The organism is Micromonospora sp. URMC 107, from assembly GCF_051386315.1.
Lineage (GTDB): Bacteria > Actinomycetota > Actinomycetes > Mycobacteriales > Micromonosporaceae > Micromonospora.
Genome location: NZ_JBPQTK010000039.1, coordinates 1 through 22,181, shown reverse-complemented (window position 1 = coordinate 22,181; position 22,181 = coordinate 1). Strand labels below are relative to the sequence as shown.

Here is a 22,181-nt window from a genome sequence, read left to right as displayed (position 1 = left end):
CCGCCGGCCGGACGGCGGTGAAATTTATCGACAACTGTTACACAACTTGTAGGTTTTCTTCTTTACGATCCTCGGGACGTCGGCGTTCACGCCGGTCACCTGGGTGGAGGAGGTAGGAGATGCGACCACGCGTAGCGGCCGCCGCAGGCGGCGCGATCGCACTGGTTGTGGCACTGGGTGCTTGCTCGGAGAACACGGGCGAGGGCACCACGGTGGACACCGAGCGGAAGCAGACCGGGGTCATCGCGACCGACCCGAAGGATTCCATGGGGCCGGCGGCGGAGGTGCCCGGCGCCCAGAAGGGCGGCACCTTCACCATCATCCGGGAGACCCCGATCTCCCACCTGGACCCGCAGCGGACGTACTCGTTCGCCGGCCTGATGACGTCGCCCCTGTTCTCCCGCTACCTGACCACGTGGAAGGACGACGGCAAGGGCGGCCTGGTCCTCGTCGGCGACCTGGCCGAGACGCCGGGCACCAACGTCAACAACGACTGCAAGGTCTGGGAATTCAAGGTCAAGGACGGCGTCAAGTTCGAGGACGGCCGGCCGATCACCTCGAAGGAGATCGCGTACGGCATCGCCCGCTCCTTCGACCCGGACCTCTCCGGCGGCCCGACCTACATCCAGGAGTGGCTGGCCGACAGCCCGCAGTTCGACACCAAGTGGGACTTCAAGAAGAACAAGACCTCGCTGCCGCCGGGCCTGACCACCCCGGACGCGAAGACCCTGCGCTTCGAGTTCGCCAAGCCCCGCTGTGACCTGCCGTTCGCGGTCTCGCTGCCGACCACCGCGCCGCTGCCGGCCGACAAGGACACCGGCGTCAACCTGGACCACGCGCCGTTCTCGTCCGGTCCCTACAAGATCGCGAAGAACCAGGTCGGCGTGCAGATCACGCTGGACCGCAACCCGCACTGGGACGCGAACACCGACCCGGTGCGGCACCAGTACCCGGACCAGTTCGTCTGGAGCTTCGGCCCGACCGCCGACGCCGCGAACAACCGGGTGATCGCCGACAACGGCGCCGACCAGAGCGCCATCGCCTTCAACTACGTGCCCGCCTCGCTGGTCGCCAAGGTCGCCAACGACCCGGCCCTGAAGCAGCGCAGCATCCTCTCCCCGACGCCGAGCGCCAACCAGCTCGTCATCAACAACCAGCGGGTGAAGGACCTGAAGGTCCGCCAGGCGCTGAACTACGCCATCGACCGCGAGGGCCTGATCAAGTCCGTCGGCGGGCAGACCGTCGCCTCCCCGATGACCACGCTGATGCCGTCGTCGACGATCGGCTACAAGGCGTTCGACGCCTACCCGGCCGGCGCCAACGGCAACGTCGACAAGGCCAAGGAGCTGCTCGGCGGCCAGACGCCGGAGCTGGTCCTCGGCGTCGCCGACAACTCGACCGAGCAGCAGATGGCCACCCAGCTCAAGGGCAACCTGGAGCGGGCCGGCTTCAAGATCACCGTGCGGAACATCCCGGACGACTCGAAGCTCGACGAGATCAAGAAGAAGGACAACCCCTGGGACCTGTACATCGGTAACTGGGCGGCGGACTGGCCGAGCGGCGCCTCGATCCTGCCGGTGCTCTACGACGGCCGCACCATCAAGGCCGAGGGCAACAGCAACCAGTCGTACTTCAACGACCCGGCGATCAACGCCGAGTTCGACCGGATCCTGGCCCTGCCGCCGACCGAGCAGGGCCCGGAGTGGGCCAAGCTCGACGAGCGGATCATGAAGGAGCACGCCCCTGTCGTGCCGCTCTACGTCGACGTGGCCTACCTCGTGCACGGCTCCAAGGCCGGTGGGGTCTTCATCTCCAGCGTCTTCGGCTACCCGTCGTTCGTGAACGCGTTCGTCAAGCAGTAACCCGCACCGCTCCTGGGGCCCCGGTCGACGACGTCGTCGACCGGGGCCTCGTGCGTCCGCCGCCGCGCGTCCCTGTCCCAGGTGGCGGCGGGCGAACCTATCCGAGGTGGCGGCGGACGAAGTCGAGTTCGAGCCTGAGCAGGCGCTCGGCGGTGCCCCCGGCGGCCATGTGGGTCGCCCCGGTCAGCGGGAGCACCGAGTGCGGCCGGCCGGTCGCCAGCAGCGCCGCGGAGAGCCGCAGCGTGTGCGCGGCCACCACGTTGTCGTCGACCAGACCGTGCACCAGCAGCAGCGGCCGGGCCTCGTCCGGCCGCTGCACCGGCTCGCCGGCCAGCTCCACCAGCGAATGGTGCGCGTAGATGTCCGTGCCGTCGTCCGGCAGGCCCAGGTAGCGCTCCGTGTAGGCCGTGTCGTACAGCGCCCAGTCGGTGACCGGCGCCCCGACGATGCCGCACCGGAACAGCTCCGGGTGCCGCAGCACCGCCAGCCCGGCCAGCCACCCGCCGAACGACCAGCCGCGCACCGCCACCCGGTCCAGGTCCAGGTCGGGGTGCTTGCCGGCCAACGCGGTGAGCGCGTCCACCTGGTCGAGCAGGACGACGTCGGCCACCCGCCGGTGGATGGCCTTCTCGAACGAGGGGGCCACGCCCGGCGTGCCGCGGTTGTCGATGGTGACGACCGCGAAGCCGGCGTCGGCCCACCACTGCCGCTCCAGCCACGCCGCGCGGGCCGCCAGCACCTCCTGGTGCCCCGGCCCGCCGTAGACGTCCAGCAGCACCGGCAGCCGCCGGCCGGTGACGTGGTTGTCCGGGTAGAGCACGGCCGTCGGCAGCCGCCGGTCGGTGACCCGCTCCAGCAGCGGCAGCGGAGAATACGGCGGGGTGGCGGCGAGCGAGCGCAGCACGGCGACCTCGTGCTCGCCCCGCCACACCGTCCACCGGGTGCCCGCGTGGTCGAGCGTGGCGCTCCCCACCACCAGCACGTCCGCGCCCACGGCGGCGGTGTGCCAGCCCGGCTCGGTGGTGATCCGGCGGGCGTCGACGCCGCCGCCGATGGTGGTGCGCACCCGGAACAGGTGCCGCTCGCTCGGCTCCCCGTCGCTCGCCTCCACCAGCAGGTCGGCCGGGCCGCTGCCGCCGGGCAGCCGCCCCACCACCCGCCGCACGTAGAGCGACGGCGGGGTGAGCAGGGTGCCGTCGGCGAAGAGGCAGCGGGCGTCGTACCCGTCGTGGGCGAGTTCGCCGCCGACGAGCACCCGGCCGTCCGGCAGGTGCGCCGGGGTGCCGGGGATGGGCTCCACCCAGCGCGGGTCGGCCAGCTCGGCGTGCACCTGGGTCTCGCCGGTGCGCGGGTCGACGGCGAGCACCAGGCCGTGCTGCTGGGAACGGCGCAGCACGGTGATCAGCGGTCCTCCGTCGGCCCAGTGCACGGCGGTCAGGTACGGGTAGGTCTCCCGGTCCCAGTGCACGTCGACCCAGCCGTCGTCGAGGTCCAGCAGGTGCAGGCTGACCTCGGCGTTCGCGCTGCCCGCTCGGGGGTACGCAACCGTGGTCGGCGGGCTCGCCGGGTCGGCCGGGTCGTGCAGGTGCCAGCGCTGGACCCGGGACTCGTCCACCCGGGCGGCCAGCACCGAACGGCCGTCCGGCGCCCACCAGTAGCCGCGGAACCGGTGGAACTCCTCGGCCGCGATGTGCTCGGCCAGCCCCCAGGTGACCCCGGAGTCCTCGCCGGCCAGCAGGGTGTCCGTGCCGTCGTGCTCCACCACCCGCAACTGCCCCCGGCGCACCCCCTCGGCGGCGTCGGTGACGTAGGCCAAGCGCTGTCCGGTGGGGTCGGGCCGGGGGTCGAGCACCGGCCCGACGGTGGCCACCTCGACCACGTCGCCGTGCACCAGGTCGGCCCGGAACAGCCGCCCGGCCAGCGCGAAGACCGCCACCCGCCCGGCGCCGTCCAGCGTGTACGAGCCGATGCCGGAGGCGCTCAGCCGCAGCCGCTCGCGCAGCGCGCGCTCGCCCGGGCTCAGCGCGTCGGCGTCGGCGTCGGCCCCGAGCAGCGCCGCCGGGTCGGCGACCAGCCGCTCCTCGCCGGTCGCCACGTCGAGCAGCCAGAGTGCGTCGGCCGGGTCCTCCGGGCCGGCCGAGCGCAGGAAGACCACCCGGGAACCGTCGTCGGCCACGGTGACCGCCCGCGGCGCCCCGCGGCTGAACCGGCGGGTGCGGGCGGCCAGCTCCGGAAAGTCCACAGCCCCGATCGTAGAGCGGCGACCGGGGGTGATGTGGCCGACCTGCGCGGACGCGTCAGGGCCGGCGGAAGGGAACCGCCGGATAGAGTGACCGGCGTGACGACGCTGCCTGACCGCCGCCTCCTGCTGGTCCACGCGCACCCCGACGACGAGTCCATCGGTACCGGCTCGACGATGGCGCACTACGCCGCCGCCGGCGCCCACGTCACCCTGGTGACCTGCACCCTCGGCGAGGAGGGCGAGATCCACGTGCCGGCGCTGGCCCAGCTCGCCGCGGCCGAGGCCGACCAGCTCGGCGGCTGGCGGATCGCCGAGCTGAACGCCGCCTGCGCCGCGCTCGGCGTCACCGACCACCGCTTCCTCGGCGGCGCCGGCCGCTACCGCGACTCCGGCATGATGGGCCTCGCCACGAACGAGCACCCCCGCGCCTTCTGGCAGGCCGACCTCGACGAGGCCGCCGGGCACCTGTTGGAGATCATGCGGGAGGTACGCCCGCAGGTCATGGTCACGTACGACGACAACGGCTTCTACGGGCACCCGGACCACATCCAGGCGCACCGGGTGGCGATGCGCGCGCACGAGCTGGCCGGCGCGGAGGGCTTCGCCCCGGCGAAGGTCTACTGGACCGCGATGCCGCTCAGCGTGCTGGAGGCCGGCCTGACCCACTTCGCCGAGTCGACGGACAACCCCTTCGCCGGCATCGAGGACATCTCGGAGCTGCCCTTCGGCACGCCGGACGCGCAGATCGCCGCCCGGATCGACGCCACCGACCAGCACGCCGCCAAGGAGGCGGCGATGCGCGCGCACGCCACCCAGATCCCCGACGCCTCCTGGCTCTACACGATCGCCGGCAACTTCGGCAGCGAGTTCATGGGCGTGGAGTACTACACCCTCGCGGTGGGGGAGAGGGGACCGGGCAGCGGCCCGTACGGCTGGGAGGACGACCTCTTCGCCGGGCTCGACGTCGCCGACGGCCCGGGCCGGTCCCAGGTCGCGGCGGCCGGCCTCCGGTGACCCTGCCCGTCGCGTCGATGTCGGCCGCCCCGGAGCAGAGCGCCCCGCCACCGTCCGGACGGTCCCGGCGGCTGCTCGACCTCGCCCTGCGGGCGGCCGGCGGGCTGGTCGCCGTCCTCGCCGGGTCGCTCACCGCGGTCCTGGAGCTGCTGCTGGCCACGCTCCGGGTCGGCGGGCAGCTCATCGGCGTCTCGGTGCTCGTCGCCATCGGCGCGAACATCGCGCTGAGCTGGTTCGCGCACGAGACCGTCGGCCGCCGGTGGGCGGTGGCGCTGCCCGCGACGCCGTGGTTCGTCCTGATGGCGGTCGCGGCGGTCCGCACCGCCGAGGGGGACCTGCTCGTCACCGGCGACAACTGGGTCGGCCTGGCGATGATCGTGGCCGGCGCGATGACCTTCGCGGTGATGGGTTTCCGGCAGATCCTGGCACCGCCACCCGTCCGGTCGGAGGACTGACGACGCACCGGTCGCGGTGGTAGACATTCCTGCCAGGAAGCCCGCCACCGGAGCGGGCGGTACGGCGGGAGGCGTGCGATGAGTGAGCGGTGGCGCGCGATCGGGGTTCTCGCGGTCGCGCTGTTCGCGGTCAACGTGGTCGCCCGGCTGGTCACCCGGTTCGGCTTCGACGGCGACGAGACGGCCGCCGCCGACCGGGTGTCGCTGGGGATGTTCGTGGTGATCGGGCTGGTCCTGGCCGCGGTCGCCTTCGTCTGGGGGAAGCGGCGGCCCGTCGCCGGCTGGGGGGCGGATCTGGCCGCCGCGGTCGGGCTCGCGCTGCTGCTGACGGTGCTGGTCGGGCCGCTGCTGGTCGGCGACAACCCGTTCGGCGGGGGCGCGGGCACCTTCTTCGCCCAGATCTGGCTCTACCTCGCGGCGGCCGGCGTCGGCGTGCTGCTCGGCTACCTGCTCCTCACGGCGCTCGGCCTGGACCACCGCTCGCAGTCGCTCAAGCGGTACGCCGAACTGAGGGCCACCAAGCCCCGCCGCGTCGTCCGCCGCTGACCCGACCCCGCCGGGCCGGGTTTCAGGCCGGCGGCGTGCGGGTGAGGTAGGTGTGGTGGGTGGTGAAGCCGAGGCTGCGGTAGAGGGCCACGGCCGGCGCGTTGCGCTGCTCGACCTGGAGGAAGGCGTGCGAGGCGCCGGTCGCCGCGCCCCAGTCGGCGAGCGCCCGGATGATCCGGCCCGCCAGGCCCTGCCGCCTCGCCTCGGGCAGCACCTCGACCAGGCTGAGCCCGAGCCAGCGCCCCTGCCCGGTGACCGTGCCCCGGCCGATGGCGAGCAGGGTGCCACCGGCGTACACGTGGGCGAAGCGGACCTGGTCCACGGCGGTGAGCACGTGCCGGGCGGCGTCCGGCAGGCCGCCCTTGCGGCCGGCGGCGACGGCGAGCCAGTCGTCCGACGGATCGGCGGCCAGCTCGACCGGCGGCGCTCCGGCGGGCTTCGGCGCGGCCGGCGGCAGCCCCGCCAGCGGCACGGTCTGCACCAGCACGGGCGGCCGGCCGCCCCAGCCGCGGGCGTCCAGCTCCGCGCCGACCGGGGCGGCGAGCGGCAGCGGGGTGTTGACCATCGGCGGCTGGCCGAGGTCGGCGTACCAGCGTTCCACCGCGTCGAGGGCGGCGGGCAGGGGCCGGTCCGGGTCGCCCACGGGCAGCGCCGAGTTGGCCCGGCCGGTCCAGCCGTCGGCGGCGCGCAGCCGCCAGTCGCCGAGCCGCCCCCGGACGGCGGCCGGCCAGGCCTCGTCGGCGGCCAGTTCCAGCTCGACCACCGCCGCGGCGGTGGGCCGGCGCGTCGGCGGCACCCGCTTGGCCCGGTGCACCTCGGCCATCGGGACCCGGAGCCGGCCCTGCGCGGTGGCGAGTGTGAGATGGGTTTCGCTCAGCTCGACCAGTTCGCCGAGGGCGTCCGAGAAGAGCGGCCGACCTTCGCGAATCCCCACGATTCGGCGGACCACGATCCGGTGTCCCACATCCTGCTGTCGGAGCACGATCGACCCCCTCCCCGGCGAGATACTAGGCTCTTACCGTCGCGGGTGATCGCGGCGTGTCTTGCGGAGGAGAAGACCGGTGACCTACATCATCGCCGAACCGTGCGTGGATGTGCTCGACAAGGCTTGCATCGAGGAATGCCCGGTCGACTGCATTTACGAGGGCAACCGGATGCTCTACATCCACCCCGACGAGTGCGTCGACTGCGGTGCGTGTGAGCCGGTCTGCCCCGTAGAGGCGATCTTCTACGAGGACGACGTCCCGGAGCAGTGGAAGGACTACACCGGCGCCAACTACGAGTTCTTCGAGGAGCTGGGTTCGCCCGGTGGCGCCTCGAAGATCGGCAAGGTGGAGAAGGACGCGACCTTCGTCGCCGCGCAGCCGCCGCGCGGCGAGGGCCACTGAACCGGCCCGCGCCGGTCTCGTCGCGGCTGCCGGAGTTCACCTGGGACACCCTGGGCGCCGCGGCCGCACTGGCCGCGGCGCATCCCGAGGGCGTGATCAACCTCTCCATGGGTACGCCGGTCGACGCGGTGCCCGAGGTGATCCGGCAGGCGCTGGCCGACGCGTCGAACGCGCCGGGCTACCCGCTGACCGCCGGCACCCCGGTGCTGCGCGAGGCGATAACGGCCTGGGTGGCACGGGCCTGCGGCACCGGCGTCGACGGCTTCGGCGTGCTGCCGACGATCGGCTCCAAGGAGCTGGTCGGCTGGCTGCCGACGCTGCTCGGGATCGGGCCCGGCGACGTCGTCGTGGTGCCGTCGATCGCCTACCCGACCTACGAGGACGGGGCCCGGCTCGCCGGCGCCACGGTCGTGCGCGCCGACTCGCTGACCGCCGTCGGCCCCACCTCCCGCGTGCGCCTGGTCTGGGTCAACTCGCCGGGCAACCCGACGGGCCGGGTGCTGCCCGCGGCACACCTGCGCAAGGTGGTCGACTGGGCCCGGGAGCGCGGCGCGGTGGTCGCCAGCGACGAGTGCTACCTGCCGCTGGGCTGGTCCGCCGAACCCGTCTCGGTGCTCTCGCCCGAGGTCTGCGGCGGCTCGTACGACGGCGTGCTGGCCGTGCACTCGCTCTCCAAGCGGTCCAACCTGGCCGGCTACCGGGCGGGATTCGTGGCGGGCGACCCGGCGCTGGTGGCGGAGCTGCTCAAGGTCCGCAAGCACGCCGGGATGATCGTGCCGGCGCCGGTGCAGGCGGCGATGGTGGCCGCGCTGCGCGACGAGCGGCACGCCGACGAGCAACGGGAGCGCTACCGCGCCCGGCGGGACGCCCTGCACGCCGCGTTCACCGGCGCCGGCTTCACCGTCGAGCACTCGGAGGCCGGGCTCTACCTCTGGCTGACCCGGGGCGAGGACTGCTGGGAGACGGTCGACTGGCTGGCCCGGCGGGGCATCCTGGCCGCGGCGGGCGTCTTCTACGGCCCGGGTGGCCGGCAGCACGTCCGGGTGGCGCTGACCGAGTCCGACGAGCACGTGGCGGCGGTCGCCGGCCGGCTGAGCGCCTGAGCGCCGAGGCGCGGTCATGACCGACGACGCGTCCCGGCCGGACCCGACCGGACGATGGGCCGGGGAGCGGGCGGCGGTCGTGGGCACCGGCCTGATCGGTGGTTCCGTCCTGCTCCGGCTGCGCGACGCCGGTCTGGACGTCGCCGGGTGGGATCCGGACCCGGCGACCCGCCGGCACGCCCGGCGGCAGGGCGTCGAGGCCCCGGAGACGCTCGACGAGGCGGTTGCCGGCCGCAAAGTGGTCCTGCTCTGCGGCCCGCTGCGCACGCTCTCGGACACCCTGCTGCGGGTCGCCCGGGCGGCCCCGCCCGACTGCGTACTGACGGACGTCGGCAGCACGAAGGCCGAGCTGGCGACCTTCGCCGCCCGGCACGGGCTCGTCGACCGGTTCGTGCCGGGGCACCCGATGGCCGGCGCGGGCTCCGCCGGGCTCACCTCCGCCACGGCCACGCTGCTCGACTCCGCCGCCTGGGTGCTCTGCCCGTCCGCGGGCCCGGCGACGGCCGCGTTCCGGTGGCTCGCCGGCCTGGTCATCGACGTGTTTCGCGCCCGGGTGGTGCCGATGTCCCCGCAGGAGCACGACCAGGCCGCCGCGCTCGCCTCCCACGTCCCGCACCTGCTCGCCGGGGCGTTGGCGGGGGCGGCGCAGCGCAGCGCCCTGCGAGACGCGGTCCTCGCCCTCGCCGCCGGGAGCTTCCGGGACGGCACCCGCGTCGCCGGCACCCCGGCCGTGCGTACCGCGAACATGCTGCTCGGCAACCGGGACCGGGTGCTGGCCGAGTTGGCCGGCGTCACCGCCTTCCTCGGCGGGCTGACGGACGCGCTGCGGGTCGGTGACGCGGCATCCCTGATCGCGCTGTACGACGAGGCCGGGAAGGCCCGCTCCGCGCTGCTCGCCCGCCCGTTCGACACCCTCGTCCGGGAGTTCCCGACCGCCGGTGACCATGCCGCCGAGGTGGCCTGGCTGCGGCGGCTGGGGGCAGACGGGGGACACCTGAGCACCTGCCGGGACGTGGCCGGCACGGTCGCCTACACCGCGCACGTCCCGGCGGGCCCCGCGCCGGCCTGAGCTCCTTCCGGATTCCGCGCCCGACCGCGACGGCGGGCGAACGGCCCGCTCCCTTCGCGCTCGCGCCAATCGGCGGTGGTCCGGGACGGCGGGCGGACCGGTGGGAGCGCGGTTAGGGTGAGGGCATGGTGGACGGACCGGTGGTGGTGGTGCGCGGCGAGGCGTACCGGGAGGTCGCTCCGGAGATCGCCCGGTTCGCGGTGACCGCCAGGGCGCGCGACCGGGACCGGGAGGCCACGCTGACCCGGCTGGCCGAGCGGGCCGCCGCCGTCCGGGTGCTGCTCGACGGCGAGGGCCCCGGCATCGACCGGCGGGAGACCGGCGAACTCCAGGTCAGGCCGGAGACCCGGCGCTCCGGGGAGCGGGTGGTGGCGTACAGCGGCAGCGTGACCACCACCGTGACGGTCAGCGACTTCACCGCCCTCGGCGAGCTGATGCTGCGCCTGGCCGACCAGGACCAGGTCGAGGTGGCCGGGCCGTGGTGGTCGCTGCGGCCGGGCAGCCCGGCCCACCGGGAGGCCCGGCACGCCGCGCTCGCCGACGCGCTGCTGCGCGCCCGCGAGTACGCGGAGGCGCTCGGCGCCCGGGTGACCGCACTGATCGAGCTGGCCGACGCGGGCGCGGCGGAGCAGCCGATGATGAGCCGGATGGCGTACGCGATGGACGGCGCCGAGAGCAGCCCGCCGGAGCTGGAACTCGACCCGCAGCCGCAGACCGTACACGCCGCGGTGCAGGCGCGGTTCGCGATCAGCGAGCCGGTCCTCGGCTGATGGCCGGCGCCCGGGTCGTCGGGACCGACGAGCTGGTGGCGCGGGCGCGGGCCCTCGCCGAGGCCGGCCCGCGGCAACTGCTCGGCATCGCCGGGCCGCCCGGTGCCGGGAAGTCGACGCTGGCGGAGCGGATCGTCGAGGCGGTCGGTCCGACGGCCCGGCTGGTGCCGATGGACGGCTTCCACCTCGCCCAGGCCGAGCTGCGCCGCCTGGGCCGGGCGGAGCGCAAGGGCGCCGTGGACACCTTCGACGCCAACGGCTACGTCTCGCTGCTGCGCCGCCTGCGCCGGCTGGAGCCGACGGCGGTCTACGCGCCGGCGTTCCGCCGGGACCTGGAGGAGCCGGTGGCGGGCTCGATCGAGGTGCCGCCGTCGGTGCGGCTGGTGGTCACCGAGGGCAACTACCTGCTGGTGGCGGCGACGCCCTGGGACGAGGTGCGGCAGCTGCTGCACGAGGCGTGGTTCCTCGACCTGGACGCCGAGCTGCGGTTGCGCCGGCTGACCGTCCGGCACGAGGCGTACGGGCGGTCGGCGGAACAGGCCCGGGCGTGGGCGACGGGCAGCGACGAGACCAACGCCACCCTGGTGGCCGGCACCGCGCACCGTGCCGACCTGGTCGTCCGGCTCGCCGAGCCGCCCCCCGTCGAGCCGCACGGCCGCCCGGCGAAGGTTGAGTCGCACCGGCCGCCCGGCGAAGGCTGAGGCGGGCCGGGCAACCGGCGGAGGCCGAGGTGGATCGGCGGCCGTCGCCGGGGCGAGCCGGGTCAGCCGGGGCCGCGCCGGGGTGCCGGGACGCCCCGGCGCAGCAGCCCCGCCACCCGCGAGCGTTCCCGGTGGAACTCGGGGGCCTCCGGGTAGCCGCTGTGGTTGCGGATCGGCGGGTCGGCCACCTCCCCGTCGCTGGGGTGCAGCGCCTCCGGGTCGCGTACGGGCACGTTCCGATCGCCCGCCGTGACCGGCCAGCCGAGCGGGTCGGTGTCCCGCCAGAAGTTGGTCCAGCGGACCCGGCCACCGGGCGTGGTCAGCGCCTCGGCCAGCGCCGGCAGCCGCTCCGGGCCGAAGTACCCGGGGAAGACCCGCCCGTAGAGCCGGGTCAGCTGGCAGCCGTACGAGAGGAACCAGATCCGCCGGCGCGAGCGGGCGGGCAGCTGGAGGATCACCGCCGCGCAGATCACCGTGCCCTGGCTGTGCCCGGAGAGGATGATCCCGTCCACGCCCCGGGGGTCGTGTTCGGCGAGCGCCAGCAGCCCTGCGGTGCGGGTCTGCAACTCGGGCACGGCCCGCTCGGCGTAGCTGGGCGGGGCCAGCGGGTGCGCGGTCCGGGGCCAGAAGGTGCCCACGTCCCAGACCACGCCGACCGAGCGGCGGACGAGGTCGTTGCGGTAGACCAGCAGGCCCACCGTGGCGATCAGCACCGGCAGCCAGCCGAGCAGCCGGCCGCCGACCTCGGAGATCCATTCGACCACCGCGGCGCCGCCGGTCGCTCGCGTGGGGTGCGGCGGGTCGCGGGAGAGCAGGGCGGCGCAGCCGAGGGTCGCCAGCACGGCCGACACGGCGGCGTAGCAGCCGACCAGCCGCACGGCGTGCTCGCCGACCAGCCGGTGCAGCGCCCGCCACGCGCTGACGTCGCGGCAGCGCCGCAGGTCGTGCGCGGAGAGCGGGGCGTCGGTCCGTGCCGTCGCCGCCGCGTACTCGTGGCGACGGAGCCGGAGGTAGAGCAGACCGGCCCGGGCGAGGGTGGCGGCGAGCACGAGCAGGGCGACGGCGAAGACGAGCCCGGCCCACAGCACGGGAACCGGGGGCACCACGGGGGAGAGCCCGCGCGGTGCCGGGCCGCCGTCGAGCCGGCCGGTGACCCAGTAGAGCAACCCGGCGCTGTAGGAGACGCAGAGCATCCAGCCGAAGCCGGCGATCACCGCCGGAGCCCGGCCGCCCCAGGCCAGGTCGGTGTGGGGCTCCGGCGGCTGTCGTTCGGTCGGCGACCCGACGCGCGGCAGCAGCAGGCCGGTGGCGGCCAGGGCGACGACCGGGACGACGACCGTCCAGAACTCCAGCGCTGCGGGCGCGGGCGGCAGCCCGGGCAGCCAACCGGTGAACCAGGCGAACACGAGGGGGAGCAGCAGGGCGGCCGCCGCCGGCGCGGCCAGCGCCCGCCGGCCGGACCGGGCCACCGACCCGATCGCGATCAGCAGCAGCAACTGCCCGGTGCCCAGCCAGGCGACGATCCAGTCGAGGCCGGGCAGCGACCGGTCGGCCGTACAGGTCGGCGCGACGGGATGCAGGGCGCAGCCGGGCACCCGGCGCAGGTCGGCCAGGGGGGTGCCGGCGGGACCGTCGGGCAGCAGCAGGATCAGCACCGTCCCGACCAGCCCGGCGCCGGTGAGCACGGCGACCGCGACGCTCCATCCGCCGAGCGGGGTGGCCCCCGCGCGCCGGGTCAGCCCGGGCCGCGCGAGCGCCACGACCGCGACCAGCACGACGGCGGCGAGCGCCGCCACGGTGGGCCAGGCGACGGCCGCGCGGCCGTCCCGGGGCGGGTCCACCGCGAGGACGGCACCCAGCGGTACGGCGGCGGCGACGACCACGCCGGTGCACAGGTGCAGCACGGCGCCCCTGCGCAACTGGCCCTCGCCGGTCCAGAAGGTGCGGTCCTGCAACGGGTTGTCGGGCGGGCCGGCCGGCGATTCGAGGGCGGCCGCATCCGCCTCGGGGCGATCCGGCCCGTCCGTCGGGGCCCCGACCGGCTGCGGGTCGCTCGGCGGGGGAACCGGTTCGGCGGGCATCTGTGCCTCGTACTGGTAGGTCCGCCAGCTCACGAGCCCGAGCAGGGCCAGCACGCCGAGCGGCACGAGCAGGCCGACGGCCAACGGCCTCGCGCCCTCGCTCCACCAGCCCCGCCCCAGGAACTCCCAGGGGCCGGGGATCCGGCGCAGGCATTCGTCGTCGACGCACTGCCAGCCCACGAGGTCGACCCCGACGGCGGTGAGGGTGAGGGCGAAGGTGCCGGTGAGACTCAGGCAGAACAGCCGGACCAGCCAGGCCGTGATCCCCGAGGTGCTGTGCCAGCGTTCGGTGCCGGGATCGGCCGGGATGGACGGCCGGGCGTGCAGCGCGACGTTGGCCAGGGTGAACGGGAGCAGCAACGTCCACAGTGCGCGCTCCACGTCCCGCGCGGTCCGCGCGCCGGAGGTCAGCTGCCCCCAGCTGTACGCCTCCACGACGACCGGGTCGGCCGGCTCGGCGACGGGGGAGCGGTAGAAGCCGGTGACCGGCCCGCCCGCGACGAGCCACGGCGGGGGCGGCGCGTCGGCCCCCGGTGCCGGGCGCAGGCCGAGGATCTGACCGGGGGGCGTGTTGGAGACCCCGTGCACGCGCAGTTCGAGCACCCGACCGACCATCCCCGCCTCCCGGTGACGACGTCACCACCCACAGTGCCGCGCGCCGGGGCGACCGCGCCAGTGTCGGGAGGGTGTTTGTGCAGGTGGCGGGCTTGATGGTGGTCAGTCGAGCTGGCGTACGACCCGGGCCGGGTTACCCACGGCGACGACGTTCGCCGGCAGGTCCTTCGTCACCACGGCACCCGCGCCGACGACGGTGTTCTCCCCGATGGTGACGCCGGCGAGCACGATGGCCCCGCCGCCGAGCCAGACGTTGTCGCCGATGGTGATCGGTTTGGCCGCCTCCCACTTGTCGCGGCGGGGCCCGGGCTCGACGGGGTGGGTGGGGGTGAGCAGTTGCACGTTCGGTCCGATCTGGACGTCGGCGCCGATGGTGATCGGGGCGACGTCGAGCAGGACCGCGTTGAAGTTGACGAAGCTGCGCGGCCCGATCCGGACCTGCCAGCCGTAGTCGACGTGAAGCGGCGGTCGGACCCAGGTGCCCTCGCCCACCTCGCCGAGCAGGTCGCGCAGGGCCGCGAGCCGGGCCTCGGGCTCGGCGGCCGGGCTGGTGTTGAAGCGCTCCATCAGCCGCGTCGCCCGGTCGAGGTCGGCGGCGATCTCCGGATCGTCGGCGACGTAGGGCTCGCCGGCCAGCATGCGTTCCTTCATGGAGGTCATGAACCGATCATCTCCGAGGGGCGGTGCTGTCCGTTGGCTGGTCCGTCATCTTCGCGACTTCATTTTGCATACCCGGTATGCAACCCTGATGACTGTCAATGCGTCTCTCCCTACAGGTAGTAACGCCCGACGAGGAGGATCCGTTGCAGCGAAGAAGACTGTTCGGTCTCGGCCTGGTGCTCGGCATGGTGCTCGGCACCCCCGGCATGGCCGTCGCCCAGAAGCCCGCCGCCCCGACCGTCCGTCCTGACGCGACCCCGCCGTCCCCGGCGGCGGGCGTCGGCAACCGCCCGGCCACCGTCACCCTGCTCACCGGCGACCGGGTCACCCTCAGCGGCTCCCGGGCCAGCGTGCGCCCCGCGCCCGGGCGCGAGGACGTCCGCTTCCTGACCCGACGGGAGCGGAGTCACCTCTCGGTCGTACCCGAGGACGCCCTGGCGCCGATCCGGGACGGGCGGATCGACCGGCGGCTGTTCGACGTCACCGAACTGGTCGCCGCCGGCTACGACGACGCCCGGCGCGACGACCTGCCCCTGCTGATCACCGGCGGCACCGGCGCGGCCCGGCGCTCCGCCGTGCCCGGCGGGGTGACGGTCACCCGCGAGCTGCCCGCCGTCGGCGGGCTCGCCGCCACGGCGAGCAAGCGGCGGGCCGCCGAGGTCTGGGCGGCGGTCACCGCCGCCGGCGCGAGGGTCGGCGCGGCAGGGGGTGCCGACCGGATCTGGCTCGACGGCCGGCGGCAGCTCACGCTCGACCGCAGCGTGCCGCAGATCGGCGCGCCGGAGGCACACCGGGCCGGCTACACCGGCCGGGGCGTGCGGGTCGCGGTGCTGGACACCGGGATCGACGCCACGCACCCGGACCTGGCCGGCCGGGTGGCGCAGGTGCGGAACTTCACCGAGGAGACCGCGCCGGGCGACGTCGTCGGGCACGGCACCCATGTCGCCTCGACGATCGCCGGCAGCGGCGCCGCCTCGGGCGGCCGGATGCGGGGCGTGGCCCCGGACGCGACACTTCTCGACGGCAAGGTCTGCGAGACGTACGGCTGCCCCGAGTCGGCGATCCTCGCCGGCATGCAGTGGGCCGCCGTCGAGCAGCGGGCCCACGTGGTCAACCTCAGCCTCGGCGGCTTCGACACCCCGGAGGTCGACCCGCTGGAGGAGGCCGTCAACACGCTCACCGCGCAGACCGGCGCCCTCTTCGTCATCAGCGCCGGCAACTCCGGCCGGTTCGCGCCGGTCAGCTCCCCCAGCACCGCCGACGCCGCCCTCTCGGTGGGCGCCGTCGACCGGGACGACAGCCTCGCCGACTTCTCCAGCCGTGGCCCCCGCACCGGTGACGACGCGCTCAAGCCCGACATCACCGCCCCCGGGGTGGGGATCGTGGCGGCGCGCAGCCGCGACGGGGTGATCGGCGAGCCGGCCGGGGACGGGTACGTGGAGATGTCGGGCACCTCGATGGCCGCCCCGCACGTCAGCGGCGCGGCGGCGCTGCTCGCCCAGAAGCACTCCGACTGGAAGGCCGACCGGCTCAAGGCCCTCCTGATGTCCTCGGCGAAGCCGCGCCCCGAGCTGACCGCGTACGAGCAGGGGGCCGGGCGGGTCGACCTGGCCGACGCGATCTGGCAGACGGTGACCAGCGACCCGCCGAGCGTGTCGCTCGGGCGGGCGCTCTGGCCGCACGGCGACGACACCCCGATCACCCGCACGGTGACCTGGCGCAACGACGGCGCGACCACGACCGACCTGGACCTGACCGTCGAGGCGACCGGCCCGGACGGCAAGCCGGCCCCGGCCGGCATGTTCACGCTCGGCGCGAGCCGGATCGCCGTGCCGGGCGGCGGCACGGCGAGTGCCACCGTCACCGCCGACACCCGGGTCGACGGCCCGGACGGTCACTACACCGGCCGGATCGTCGCCCGCTCCGGCGGCGCGGTGGTGGCCACCACCCCGCTGGCGGTGCACCGGGAGGTGGAGAGCTACACGGTGACCGCCCGGCACCTGAACCGCGCCGGCACGCTCGCCGGCGAGCACAGCACCACGCTGGTCTCCCTCGACGAGCTGAACCCGTACGACCTGTACGACGCGGACGGCACCGCCGAGCTGCGGGTCCCCAAGGGCCGGTACGGGCTGGTCAGCTACGTGTTCGACGTGGACGGCGAGGAGGTCGTCGCGGCCACCCAGCTCGTCCAGCCGGAGCTGGTGGTCGGCGGGGACACGCGGATCACCCTCGACGCCCGACGGGGCAGGCCGGTCAGGATGAGCGTCCCGCAGCGCTCGGCCACCCCGGCGCTCGTCGCCACCGAGGCGAGCTTCCTCGCCGAGGCGGGCAGCTACACGTTCGGCCTGCTGGACTCCGACTTCGACGGCATCTTCACCGGCGGGCTCGGGCAACCGGTGCCCGGGCACCGGTTCGTCGCCGCGGTCAGCAGCCAGTGGGCCGACCTGGGAGCGGCGAGCAGCCCCTACCTCTACGCCCTCAGCGAGGCCGTGCCGGGCCGGATGCCGACCGGCTTCGTCCGGCACTACCGCGCGAAGGACCTGGCCACGGTCACCCACCGGTTCAACGGCGGCAGCCCGGGGCTGGTCACCGACCGCCTGGTCTTCGCGCACCGGGATCCCGACCTCGGCGGCTGGGCGGTCGGCCTGCCCACCGCCACACCGGGACAGCGCGTCGAGCGCTACAACACCCGGGGCGTGCGCTGGTCCTCCTGGCTGGAATTCGGGGTGCCGACCCCGGACGGCTGGAACGACACCAAGGCGATCCTGTTCTCCGAGGAGCGGAGCCTGCGGGCCGGCCGGCACTACCGGGAGAGCTGGAACAGCGCACCGTACGGGCCGTCGTTCCCGGCGGCCGGGATCACCCGCCAGGGCGACCGCATCGAGGTGGACCTGCCGCTGCACAGTGACGCCGAGGGGCACCCCGGCGGCTCGGTCGCCGACACCTCCCGCACCGCCCTCTACCGCGACGGGGTGCTGGTAGGGGAGAGCGAGGCACCGGCGTACGGCGGGTTCGACGTGCCGCCGGGCGCGGCCGACTACCGGCTGGAGGTGTCGTCGAAGCGGAGCTTCACCGACCTCGCCACCGAGGTGGCGGCCACGTGGACGTTCCGGTCCCGGCACGTCGCCGGGGACGACCCGGCCGCGTTGCCGGCGTCGGCGATCCGGTTCGCGCCCCGGCTCGACCGGGACAACGCCGCTCCGGCGGGCCGGAGCTTCGTGATCCCGGTCCAGGTGCGGCGGCAGCCGGGCGCGCCCTCGGCCCGGGTCGCCGCGCTGACCGTCGACGTCTCGTACGACGGCGGCAAGACCTGGCAGCCGGCCCGGGTCCGGCCGGGCGGCCAGGGCTGGACGGCCGTCGTCGAGCACCCCGCCGGCACCGGGCACGTCTCGCTGCGGGCCACCGCCCGGGACACCGCCGGCAACACGGTCACCCAGCGCGTCATCCAGGCGTACCGCCTGCGCTGAGGCGTACCCCCGCCGGGTCCGCGACCGACCGCGGGCCCGGCGGGGGCGACCGTCAGTCGTTGGCGTGCAGCGCGGCGTTCAGCTCGATGCCCCGGCCGGTGCGCGGCTTCGCCTCCAGCGCGCCGGTGACGGAGTTGCGCCAGAACAGCAGGCCGTCCACCCCGGACAGCTCGCGGGCCTTGACCACCCGGCCGTCCGGCAGGGTGACCTTCGAGCCGGCGGTGACGTAGCAGCCCGCCTCCACCACGCAGTCGTCGCCGAGCGAGATGCCGATGCCGGCGTTCGCGCCGAGCAGGCTCCGCTCGCCGATGCGGACCTTGTCGGTGCCGCCGCCGGAGAGGGTGCCCATGATCGAGGCGCCGGCACCGACGTCGGAGCCGTCGCCGACCACCACGCCCTGCACGATCCGTCCCTCGACCATCGAGGCGCCGAGCGTGCCGGCGTTGAAGTTGCAGAAGCCCTCGTGCATGACCGTGGTGCCGGCCGCCAGGTGCGCGCCGAGGCGCACCCGGTCGGCGTCGGCGATCCGCACGCCCGAGGGCACCACGTAGTCGGTCATCCGGGGGAACTTGTCCACCCCGTACACGGCCAGGTGGCGGCCGGCGGCCCGCTCGATGACCCGCAGCTCGTCCACCCGCTCCGGGGGGCACGGTCCGGCGGAGGTCCAGGCCACGTTCGCCAGCTTGCCGAAGATGCCGTCGAGGTTGAGCTCGTTGGGCCGCACCAGGCGGTGGGAGAGCAGGTGCAGCCGCAGGTACGCGTCGGCGGCGTCCTTGATCGGGTCGTCCAGCGAGCCGATCACGGTGACCACCTGGACGGTACGCAGCCCGGGCAGCGCCCGGTCGCCGACGGCCCCCGGCGGCAGGTCCAGCACGTCCGCCTCGTCCTCGCCGGCGACCAGCGGCAGCTCGCCGAGGCCCAGCTTGCCGGTCGGGTACCAGGTGTCGAGCACCTGGTCGTCAGCGGTCACGGTGGCCAGGCCGATGCCCCAGGCGGATTCGGACGTCACTGATTCACCTCTCGTTCGTGCTGCGGGCGGCGAGCGCGTCCTACCCGGGCCGCCCCGGAACGCTCGCTCCGCGCGCTCGCCAGAACTGACGGTACCGTGCGAACCATGGAGAACCCGCTGACCCCCGAGGTCCTGGCCGATCCGGTGGCGCTGACCCGTGCGCTGGTCGACATGGAGTCCGTGTCCCTCAACGAGAAGGCGATCGCCGACTGCGTGGAGGAGGTGCTGCGGGGCGTACCGCACCTGACCACGTACCGGCACGGCAACACGGTCATGGCGCGGACCGACCTGGGCCACGACCAGCGGGTCGTGCTCGCCGGTCACCTGGACACCGTGCCGTTGAACAACAACTTCCCGTCGACCATGCGCGGCGACCTGATGTACGGCTGCGGCACCTCGGACATGAAGTCCGGTGTGGCGTACGCGCTGCACCTCGCGGTGAGCCTGCCGAATCCGCGCTACGACGTGACGTACTTCTTCTACGAGGCGGAGGAGATCGAGTCGAAGTACAACGGCCTCTTCCTGGTCGCCGAGGCGCACCCGGAGTGGCTGGAGGCGGACTTCGCGGTGTTGCTGGAGCCGACGTACGGCATCGTCGAGGCCGGGTGTCAGGGCACCATGCGTTCGGTCGTCACCACCACCGGCGTACGCGCCCACTCGGCCCGCTCCTGGCACGGGGTGAACGCGATCCACGCGGCCGGCGAGGTGCTCGACCGGCTCACCACCTACGAGGCGCGCCGGGTCACCATCGACGGCTGCGACTACCGGGAGGGCATGAACGCCGTCCGCATCCACGGCGGCGTGGCCGGCAACGTGGTGCCCGACCGGTGCGAGGTGGAGGTCAACTACCGGTTCGCGCCGGACCGGACCCCGGCCGAGGCCGAGGCGCACCTGCGCGAGGTCTTCGCCGGCTTCGAGGTGCGGGTCACGGATTCGGCCGCCGGCGCCCCGCCCGGGCTGGAGGCGGCGCCCGCCCAGGAGTTCCTCGCGGCGGTCGGCGCCGCGCCGATCGGCAAGCTGGGCTGGACGGACGTGGCCCGGTTCGCCGCGATGGGCATCCCGGCGCTCAACTTCGGCCCCGGCGACCCCAACCTGGCGCACCACCCGGACGAGCACGTCGAGATCAGCAAGATCCGCGACGGCGCCGCCACCCTGCACCGCTGGCTCGCCTCCGCCTGACGCCCCGTGGGGCGTCCCCCGCATGGACGGAAGGTCCGCGTCGGATGACGCGGACCTTCCGCTCGCGGTGCTGTCGGTGCGGCTCAGACGGTGGTGGACGCGTCGGCGGTGGGCCGGGCGTCGGTCTGGCCGCCCTGGTCGGTGGACGGTTCCATCAGGCGGGCGCGGCGGCGCTCGGCCACCACGTCGCGGATGCGGCGCTGCATCTGCCGCCGGATCCGGATCATCTCGCTGTTGCTGATCACGCTGACTCCTCCCCCGAAGGCGCGCGCCGGGGCATACCCGGTATGTGAATAGTAAGACGTCCGTGCGACCGAATTAGTTGCCCAAGATCCGGAATTATTTTTCGCTCGTCGTCCGGCCCGCTGCTCGGCCCGTCGTCCGCTGCTCGGCCCGTCGTCCGTTGCCCGTTCCGGCCCGTTGCCCGGTGCGGACAGGCGCTCGGCCGCGCCCCGTCCCGCGCCCGGCTCGTGCCCCGTTCCTCGCCCGGCCGGCGCCTTCCTCCGGCCGTCCGGCGCCCCCGGCCGTCGGTCGATGGCGGGCCGGGTCGCGGTGCCGCGCACCTGGCAGGTGCCACTCCACTACGGTTGCTCCCATGGGTCAGAGCAACGGGCGGGAGGCCGGCCGCGAGCCGGGACGGGAGCGGCACCGGGGTGCCGTGACACTGCGTCGGCAGGCGATCACGAGCAGCACCGCCGACCAGCGCCTGCTCGATTCGCGGGGGCGCGGCGACTGGAAGACCAAGGACGCCTGGCGGGCGCTGCGCATCCTCTCCGAGTTCGTCGAGGGCTTCGACACACTCGCCGACCTGCCCCCGGCGGTCAGCGTGTTCGGTTCCGCCCGCAGCCGGCCGGAGAGCCCGGAGTGCCAGATGGCCGAGGCGCTGGGCGCGGCCCTGGCCCGGGCCGGCTACGCGGTGATCACCGGCGGCGGGCCGGGTGTGATGGAGGCGGCCAACCGGGGGGCCAGCGAGGCCGGCGGACTGTCGGTGGGCCTCGGCATCGAACTCCCCTTCGAGCAAGGGCTCAACGAGTGGGTCGACCTGGCCATCGACTTCCGCTACTTCTTCGCCCGCAAGACCATGTTCGTCAAGTACGCCCAGGCGTTCGTCGTGCTGCCCGGCGGGTTCGGCACCATGGACGAGCTCTTCGAGGCGCTGACCCTGGTGCAGACCGGCAAGGTCACCCGGTTCCCCGTGGTGCTGATGGGCGCGGCCTACTGGAGCGGCCTGCTGGACTGGCTGCGGGACACGATGGCCGCCGACGGCAAGATCGGCCCGGTCGACCTGGAACTGATCTGCGTGACCGATGAGGTCGACGCGGCGGTTCGGCACATCGTGGAGGCCGAGGCCGCCCTCAACGTCGAGCAGGAGGCGGTCCGCGAGGAGGCTGTCGCCGTCACCGCCGCCGAGCAGCAGGCCGCCGCCGAGGCGGGCGACGGGAACCGGGACCGCTGACGTGGCGGCGATCTGCGTATTCTGCGCCTCCTCCCGTACGCTCGACCAGCGCTGGCTGGACCTCGCGGCCGAGACGGGCGCGCAGATCGCCCGGCGCGGGCACACCCTCGTCAGCGGTGGCGGGTGCGTCGGCATGATGGGCGCGCTGGCGGACGGGGCACGGGCCGCCGGCGGCCGGACGGTCGGCGTGATCCCGCAGTCGCTGGTCGACCTGGAGGTCGCCGACCTGGCGTCGGACGAGTTGCTCGTCACCGACTCGATGGCCAGCCGCAAGACCCTCATGATCGACAAGTCGGACGCGTTCCTCACCCTGCCGGGCGGGCTCGGCACCCTCGACGAGCTGTTCGAGGTCTGGACGACCGCCACCCTGGCCCTGCACACGAAGCCCATGGTGCTGGTCGACACCGACGGCTTCTACCGCCCGGTGCTCGACTGGCTGGGCGCCCTGGCCGACCAGACCTTCCTGAAGCCCGCCGGCCTGGGCCTGCTCACCGTGACCGACACGGTCCCCGCCGCCCTGGACGCCCTCGAACTCCACCTGACCTGACCCCGCCCCCACCGGCC

19 protein-coding genes are annotated in these 22,181 nt (G+C 74.4%); 13 read left to right on the top strand and 6 right to left on the bottom strand.

Going from position 1 to position 22,181, the window contains the following annotated elements; translation table 11 throughout:
• Positions 1 to 119 precede the first annotated feature (119 nt).
• Entirely contained in the window at positions 120 to 1,862 is a 1,743-nt protein-coding gene (locus ACSNN9_RS11995) for an ABC transporter substrate-binding protein (protein ID WP_436673132.1), read from the top strand.
• Between the two features lie 97 nt (positions 1,863 to 1,959).
• On the opposite strand, the gene ACSNN9_RS11990 is transcribed toward ACSNN9_RS11995, so the two are convergent.
• Positions 1,960 to 4,104 (bottom strand): prolyl oligopeptidase family serine peptidase, encoded by a 2,145-nt coding sequence (locus ACSNN9_RS11990; RefSeq protein WP_436673131.1) that lies wholly within the window; start codon positions 4,102 to 4,104, stop codon positions 1,960 to 1,962.
• A gap of 87 nt (positions 4,105 to 4,191) precedes the next feature.
• Here ACSNN9_RS11990 and mshB point away from each other — a divergent pair, with 87 nt between their 5' ends.
• The 3 genes from mshB to ACSNN9_RS11975 all read left to right on the top strand — a co-directional run bounded on the left by mshB (position 4,192) and on the right by ACSNN9_RS11975 (position 6,119).
• Positions 4,192 to 5,118 (top strand): N-acetyl-1-D-myo-inositol-2-amino-2-deoxy-alpha-D-glucopyranoside deacetylase, encoded by a 927-nt coding sequence (mshB, locus tag ACSNN9_RS11985; RefSeq protein WP_436673130.1) that lies wholly within the window; start codon positions 4,192 to 4,194, stop codon positions 5,116 to 5,118.
• Positions 5,119 to 5,135: 17 nt separating this feature from the next.
• The gene (locus tag ACSNN9_RS11980) at positions 5,136 to 5,573 is read left to right on the top strand and encodes a hypothetical protein (RefSeq protein ID WP_436673151.1); all 438 of its coding nucleotides are present in this window, start codon (positions 5,136 to 5,138) and stop codon (positions 5,571 to 5,573) included.
• Between the two features lie 78 nt (positions 5,574 to 5,651).
• The gene (locus tag ACSNN9_RS11975; protein ID WP_436673129.1) at positions 5,652 to 6,119 is read left to right on the top strand and encodes a hypothetical protein; all 468 of its coding nucleotides are present in this window, start codon (positions 5,652 to 5,654) and stop codon (positions 6,117 to 6,119) included.
• Positions 6,120 to 6,141: 22 nt separating this feature from the next.
• On the opposite strand, the gene ACSNN9_RS11970 is transcribed toward ACSNN9_RS11975, so the two are convergent.
• Positions 6,142 to 7,101, bottom strand: a complete 960-nt coding sequence (locus ACSNN9_RS11970; RefSeq protein ID WP_436673128.1) for a GNAT family N-acetyltransferase — start codon at positions 7,099 to 7,101, stop codon at positions 6,142 to 6,144.
• 79 nt (positions 7,102 to 7,180) lie between these two features.
• Here ACSNN9_RS11970 and fdxA point away from each other — a divergent pair, with 79 nt between their 5' ends.
• From fdxA to ACSNN9_RS11945, 5 genes are all read left to right on the top strand, one after another.
• Positions 7,181 to 7,507 carry a ferredoxin gene (fdxA, locus tag ACSNN9_RS11965; RefSeq protein WP_091422126.1) on the top strand — a complete coding sequence of 109 codons (327 nt, stop codon included), beginning with the start codon at positions 7,181 to 7,183 and terminating at the stop codon, positions 7,505 to 7,507.
• Entirely contained in the window at positions 7,504 to 8,610 is a 1,107-nt protein-coding gene (gene dapC / locus ACSNN9_RS11960; protein ID WP_436673150.1) for a succinyldiaminopimelate transaminase, read from the top strand. Before fdxA ends, dapC begins: the two co-directional genes overlap by 4 nt.
• Positions 8,611 to 8,626: 16 nt before the next feature.
• The gene (locus ACSNN9_RS11955; RefSeq protein WP_436673127.1) at positions 8,627 to 9,679 is read left to right on the top strand and encodes a prephenate dehydrogenase; all 1,053 of its coding nucleotides are present in this window, start codon (positions 8,627 to 8,629) and stop codon (positions 9,677 to 9,679) included.
• 125 nt (positions 9,680 to 9,804) lie between these two features.
• Entirely contained in the window at positions 9,805 to 10,449 is a 645-nt protein-coding gene (locus ACSNN9_RS11950; RefSeq protein ID WP_357874296.1) for an SIMPL domain-containing protein, read from the top strand.
• Complete coding sequence (locus tag ACSNN9_RS11945; protein WP_436673126.1) at positions 10,449 to 11,150, top strand: nucleoside/nucleotide kinase family protein; 702 nt, start codon at positions 10,449 to 10,451, stop codon at positions 11,148 to 11,150. The genes ACSNN9_RS11950 and ACSNN9_RS11945 overlap by 1 nt, the downstream gene beginning before the upstream one ends.
• Positions 11,151 to 11,212: 62 nt before the next feature.
• On the opposite strand, the gene ACSNN9_RS11940 is transcribed toward ACSNN9_RS11945, so the two are convergent.
• Both ACSNN9_RS11940 and ACSNN9_RS11935 read right to left on the bottom strand, forming a co-directional pair.
• Positions 11,213 to 13,834, bottom strand: coding sequence for a hypothetical protein (locus ACSNN9_RS11940; RefSeq protein ID WP_436673125.1), 2,622 nt, complete (start codon positions 13,832 to 13,834; stop codon positions 11,213 to 11,215).
• 114 nt (positions 13,835 to 13,948) lie between these two features.
• The gene (locus ACSNN9_RS11935; RefSeq protein WP_436673124.1) at positions 13,949 to 14,506 is read right to left on the bottom strand and encodes a sugar O-acetyltransferase; all 558 of its coding nucleotides are present in this window, start codon (positions 14,504 to 14,506) and stop codon (positions 13,949 to 13,951) included.
• Between the two features lie 98 nt (positions 14,507 to 14,604).
• On the opposite strand from ACSNN9_RS11935, the gene ACSNN9_RS11930 reads away from it, so the two are divergent.
• Positions 14,605 to 17,973 carry a S8 family serine peptidase gene (locus ACSNN9_RS11930; RefSeq protein ID WP_436673123.1) on the top strand — a complete coding sequence of 1,123 codons (3,369 nt, stop codon included), beginning with the start codon at positions 14,605 to 14,607 and terminating at the stop codon, positions 17,971 to 17,973.
• Positions 17,974 to 18,025: 52 nt separating this feature from the next.
• Here ACSNN9_RS11930 and dapD read toward each other — a convergent pair whose 3' ends face one another.
• Positions 18,026 to 18,982: a 2,3,4,5-tetrahydropyridine-2,6-dicarboxylate N-succinyltransferase gene (gene dapD / locus ACSNN9_RS11925; protein ID WP_436673122.1), complete on the bottom strand. Its 957-nt coding sequence runs from the start codon at positions 18,980 to 18,982 to the stop codon at positions 18,026 to 18,028.
• 105 nt (positions 18,983 to 19,087) lie between these two features.
• Between dapD and dapE the strand changes: the two genes are divergently transcribed.
• Positions 19,088 to 20,161, top strand: a complete 1,074-nt coding sequence (gene dapE, locus ACSNN9_RS11920; RefSeq protein WP_436673121.1) for a succinyl-diaminopimelate desuccinylase — start codon at positions 19,088 to 19,090, stop codon at positions 20,159 to 20,161.
• Positions 20,162 to 20,244: 83 nt separating this feature from the next.
• Here dapE and ACSNN9_RS11915 read toward each other — a convergent pair whose 3' ends face one another.
• Positions 20,245 to 20,406 carry a hypothetical protein gene (locus ACSNN9_RS11915; RefSeq protein WP_199729509.1) on the bottom strand — a complete coding sequence of 54 codons (162 nt, stop codon included), beginning with the start codon at positions 20,404 to 20,406 and terminating at the stop codon, positions 20,245 to 20,247.
• Between the two features lie 350 nt (positions 20,407 to 20,756).
• On the opposite strand from ACSNN9_RS11915, the gene ACSNN9_RS11910 reads away from it, so the two are divergent.
• Positions 20,757 to 21,617, top strand: coding sequence for a TIGR00730 family Rossman fold protein (locus tag ACSNN9_RS11910; protein WP_436673120.1), 861 nt, complete (start codon positions 20,757 to 20,759; stop codon positions 21,615 to 21,617).
• Position 21,618: 1 nt separating this feature from the next.
• Positions 21,619 to 22,164 (top strand): TIGR00730 family Rossman fold protein, encoded by a 546-nt coding sequence (locus ACSNN9_RS11905; RefSeq protein WP_436673118.1) that lies wholly within the window; start codon positions 21,619 to 21,621, stop codon positions 22,162 to 22,164.
• The last annotated feature ends 17 nt before the right edge of the window (positions 22,165 to 22,181 follow it).

Coding starts and splice junctions, on each gene's coding strand:
- ACSNN9_RS11910 (WP_436673120.1), top strand. CDS start 20,757: ATGGGTCAGAGCAACGGGCGGGAGGCCGGCCGCGAGCCGGGACGGGAG.
- ACSNN9_RS11950 (WP_357874296.1), top strand. CDS start 9,805: ATGGTGGACGGACCGGTGGTGGTGGTGCGCGGCGAGGCGTACCGGGAG.
- dapE (WP_436673121.1), top strand. CDS start 19,088: ATGGAGAACCCGCTGACCCCCGAGGTCCTGGCCGATCCGGTGGCGCTG.
- ACSNN9_RS11935 (WP_436673124.1), bottom strand. CDS start 14,506: ATGACCTCCATGAAGGAACGCATGCTGGCCGGCGAGCCCTACGTCGCC.
- ACSNN9_RS11930 (WP_436673123.1), top strand. CDS start 14,605: ATGCGTCTCTCCCTACAGGTAGTAACGCCCGACGAGGAGGATCCGTTG.
- ACSNN9_RS11945 (WP_436673126.1), top strand. CDS start 10,449: ATGGCCGGCGCCCGGGTCGTCGGGACCGACGAGCTGGTGGCGCGGGCG.
- ACSNN9_RS11955 (WP_436673127.1), top strand. CDS start 8,627: ATGACCGACGACGCGTCCCGGCCGGACCCGACCGGACGATGGGCCGGG.
- ACSNN9_RS11995 (WP_436673132.1), top strand. CDS start 120: ATGCGACCACGCGTAGCGGCCGCCGCAGGCGGCGCGATCGCACTGGTT.
- ACSNN9_RS11980 (WP_436673151.1), top strand. CDS start 5,136: ATGTCGGCCGCCCCGGAGCAGAGCGCCCCGCCACCGTCCGGACGGTCC.
- ACSNN9_RS11975 (WP_436673129.1), top strand. CDS start 5,652: ATGAGTGAGCGGTGGCGCGCGATCGGGGTTCTCGCGGTCGCGCTGTTC.